Raw genomic sequence first — 1,910 nt, 5'->3', positions numbered from 1 at the left:
CACCTTCGGCATCGCTCGCAGTCGCTACCGAGGCAAGCAAGGCATGGCCCGAGCGGTCGCGTGGGCCGCAATCGCCAACGACTTGGTGGCCATCGCCCGGGCATGACCACCTGGGTGAAGACAACCGCTGTGACTACCTGACGGCCCACCGACACCCCCTGGCAAGGACGCTCACCCCCCCTTTCCTGCACCAACATGTAGCTAGCCCTTGTCTTCCGGGAACAGGAGGGTTTGGGCCGGGGCTACGGGGGCAATGCACTCGGGTTGATCGTTGTGGGGGCTGTTGACCAGCGCTGAAACCTCCGAGGCCTGCAGCCGGTCAGGTGGGTACGGCCGAAGCAGCGGCGCGAGCTCGCTCGCGTGCTCGGGATCGGGGCACAACCAACGCTCGAAGTCGCCCGCATGGAGGATGGCTGGCATTCGATCGTGGATCGAGGCGACCAGTGCGTTCGAGCGCGTCGTAATCAGCGCGAAACCGCGCTCGAACAGACCTTGGGCGCTGCTGGGCTGCTGCCACAGGCCGGCAAAGCCCAGCAACGCGGGCTTGCTTGGCTGGATGTAATGCGGCACCTTGCGCCGGCCCTCGCGCCGCCATTCGAAAAAGCCGCTCGCAAGCACGATACAGCGGCGGCAACGAAACGCCTCGCGAAACAGGGGCCTCTTGCTCAGCCCTTCGGCACGCGCGTTGATGATGCGCTGGACCCCGGACGCACCGGCGCGCCCCGGCGGCACGAATCCAAAGCTAGCCAGCGCGATCTTGGGCTGCCCCAGATTCAGGATCACGGGTGCTCGTTGCGACGGTGCGATGTTGTAGCGTGCGCGCCAGCGAAAGAGCTCCTCGAGCGGGTAGCTCACACCCAGCTCGGACCACTGATCGATCTCGGCTTCGAGGCTGTAGCGGCCGCACATACGGAGCGCCTCGGCATGCTGTGGCACCGGTTGCGGCCCCTGTCTACCCCGCATCGGTCACCAGCCTCCGGCGCCCGTGGATCCGATGCGCATGCCCGATCCGCCCGCGCAAAAAGCTGCGTCCTCGTCTCCCGATCCATCCTCCCGGGATCGCGGGAGCGCAGCGACGACGACTCCAATGGTGCTATGGTGGACTCCGATGTGCGCCCGCGACAGCCGCGCGGGCCTGGACCGGGTAGCGGAGCTGCTGGCCGAAGCCGACAGCGCGTTGTTCGTGACCGGTGCAGGGATTTCCGCCGACTCGGGATTGCCCACCTATCGAGGTGTAGGCGGTTTGTACGAGGATTTGAATACGGAAGAAGGGGTCCCTATCGAGGTGCTGCTCTCGGGCGAGACCTTCGCTCGACGGCCGGATCTGACCTGGAAGTACATCGGCCAAATCGAAAAGGCCTGCCGCCAGGCCAAGTGCAACGGCGCTCACAGGTTCATGGCTCGACTCGAGCGCTTTCTCGATCGCGTCTGCGTGCTGACCCAGAACGTCGACGGCCTGCATCGGCAGGCCGGCTCCGAAGCGGTGATCGACATCCACGGCGACATCCACCACCTGCTGTGCACCCGCTGCGAGCACGGCTTCAGCGTCCAGGACTATGCGGCACTCACGTTGCCCCCGCACTGCAAGCGTTGCGATGGGCTCGTGCGGCCGGATGTGGTGTTGTTCGGAGAGATGCTACCTATCGACAAGATCGAACGACTGCGTCGTGAAGTCGAGCAGGGCTTCGATGTCGTCTTCAGCGTCGGAACGAGCAGTCTGTTCCCTTACATCACGGCCCCACTGCTGCGCGCCAAGGCGTTGGGCCAGCCGACGGTCGAGATCAACCCTGGCCAGACCGAGCTGTCGGACGAAGTCGACGTGAAGCTCGCACTGGGTGCCGAGGCCGCGTGCGAGGGCATCTGGACGCGCTTCGTGCACTTGCGTGGGCTGGATCCAAACGCCCTGCCCT

At 65.4% G+C, this 1,910-nt stretch carries 2 protein-coding genes; one reads left to right on the top strand and one right to left on the bottom strand.

The features are described 5' to 3' along the window. Positions 1-201: 201 nt before the first annotated feature. Positions 202-963 carry an SOS response-associated peptidase gene (locus MJD61_18230; protein ID MCG8557201.1) on the bottom strand — a complete coding sequence of 254 codons (762 nt, stop codon included), beginning with the start codon at positions 961-963 and terminating at the stop codon, positions 202-204. A gap of 145 nt (positions 964-1,108) precedes the next feature. Here MJD61_18230 and MJD61_18225 point away from each other — a divergent pair. Further along, the coding region (locus MJD61_18225; GenBank protein ID MCG8557200.1) for an NAD-dependent deacylase at positions 1,109-1,910 on the top strand (802 nt) is incomplete at its 3' end.

Source organism: Pseudomonadota bacterium (assembly GCA_022361155.1).
Classification (GTDB): domain Bacteria; phylum Myxococcota_A; class Polyangia; order Polyangiales; family JAKSBK01; genus JAKSBK01.
This window is presented reverse-complemented; position numbering and strand designations above follow the sequence as displayed.